Origin of the sequence: Dietzia sp. DQ11-71, assembly GCF_014144995.1 — a bacterium.
GTDB classification, from domain to species: Bacteria; Actinomycetota; Actinomycetes; order Mycobacteriales; family Mycobacteriaceae; genus Dietzia; species Dietzia kunjamensis.
On the sequence record NZ_JAALDT010000144.1, the window covers coordinates 1 to 1,468 of the forward strand.

The 1,468-nt window shown below is 72.3% G+C and carries 3 protein-coding genes; all 3 read right to left on the reverse strand.

Features of this window, described 5'->3' with window-relative positions:
• The coding region (locus G6023_RS05900; RefSeq protein ID WP_182634450.1) for a 3,4-dihydroxy-2-butanone-4-phosphate synthase at positions 1-393 on the reverse strand (393 nt) is incomplete at its 3' end.
• Positions 394-466: 73 nt separating this feature from the next.
• Positions 467-1,090, reverse strand: a complete 624-nt coding sequence (locus G6023_RS05905; RefSeq protein ID WP_069388786.1) for a riboflavin synthase — start codon at positions 1,088-1,090, stop codon at positions 467-469.
• Positions 1,090-1,468, reverse strand: a 379-nt coding sequence (locus G6023_RS05910) for a RibD family protein (RefSeq protein ID WP_182634451.1), incomplete at its 5' end; no start/stop codon positions are given. The genes G6023_RS05905 and G6023_RS05910, both read right to left, overlap by 1 nt.

Sequence of the window (1,468 nt, forward strand, 5' to 3'; positions counted from 1 at the left end):
CAGGGGCACCACGTGGCCGGGCCGGGTGAAGTCGCCGGGCACGGTGTCGTCGGCGGCGAGCAGCCTCGCGGTGCGGGCGCGGTCGGCGGCCGAGATGCCGGTGGAGACCCCCGTGCGCGCGTCGACCGTCACGGTGTACGCGGTGTCGTGGCGGTCCTCGTTGATGGCGCGCATGGGCGGCAGGTCCAGCCGAAGGCAGTCCTCCGCCTCGAGCGCGACGCACACGTAACCGGAGGAGTACCGCACGAGGAAGCCCATCAGCTCGGGCGTCGCGAGTTCGGCGGCGAAGATCAGGTCGCCCTCGTTCTCGCGGTCCTCACTGTCCACCACCACGACGGCCCGTCCCGCCGCGATGTCGGCGATGGCTCGCTCGATGCCGTCAAAGGTGGTCACTGCTGCGGGTTCTCCTAGGTCTGGCGTGCCCGAGCGGAGGCCGCGGGCGCGGGTTCAAGTATGGCGCATCGGGTCAGTGGGACCCCCCACCGCGTCCGCCCAGCAGCCTCTCGACGTACTTGGCCAGCACGTCGACCTCCAGGTTGACGGGGTCGCCCGCGCCCAGTCCCCCGAGGATCGTGTCGGCGAGCGTCGTGGGGATGAGGGACACCTCGAACCACGGCTCCGGCTCGTCCGCGGCACTGACCGCCGAGACCGTCAGCGAGGTCCCGGAGACGGTGATCGACCCCTTCTCGACCACGTACCGGGCGAGGTCACCCGGCAGCGAGATGCGCACGACGTGCCAGTGCTCGTGCTCGTCGCGGCTGATCACGTGGCCTGTGCCGTCGACGTGGCCCTGGACGATGTGACCGCCGAACCGGGCGTCCGCGCGCATGGCGCGTTCCAGGTTGACGGGGTCGCCCGGTGACAGTGCACCGAGTGCGGTCCGGTCGAGCGACTCGGCCATCACGTCCACGTCGAAGTACTCCCCCGGCTCCCAGCCGGTGACGGTCAGGCACACCCCGTTGACGGCGATCGAGTCACCGTGGTGGGCGTCCGAGGTGACCAGGGGCCCCCGTATGCGCAGGCGCGCGGAGTCGCCGGTCGTCTCGACCGAGTCGAGGGTTCCGAGCTCCTCCACGATTCCGGTGAACATCAGCGGGGTCCTCTCGTCGGTGCGGTCGGCGTGGTCGCGGTGGCGGGTCGTGTCAGGCCGGGTCGTGTCAAGCGCAGGTGGACGTCGTCGCCCAGGACGGTGGTCCCGCGGATCCGGAAACCGTGGGCGGCCGCGAGCGTGTCCACCCCGGCTCCGGAGACCGCCGACCGCCCGGCGCCGAGCACCAGGGGCGCGAGGTACGCGTCGATCTCGTCGACGAGTCCGGCGGCGAGGAACGCCCCCGCCAGCCTGGGGCCGCCCTCGACGAGGACGTGGGAGACCTCGCCGAGAAGTCCCAGCGCCTCGGCGGGATCGCGGGTGGCCAGGTGTCGGAACCGGCCGTCGGTGCCGCGCACCGTCGCGTCCGCGGGCACGGGG

What these genes read in the sequence shown, in the direction of transcription:
- G6023_RS05905 (WP_069388786.1), bottom strand. Translation starts at nt 1,090, where the DNA reads ATGTTCACCGGAATCGTGGAGGAGCTCGGAACCCTCGACTCGGTCGAG.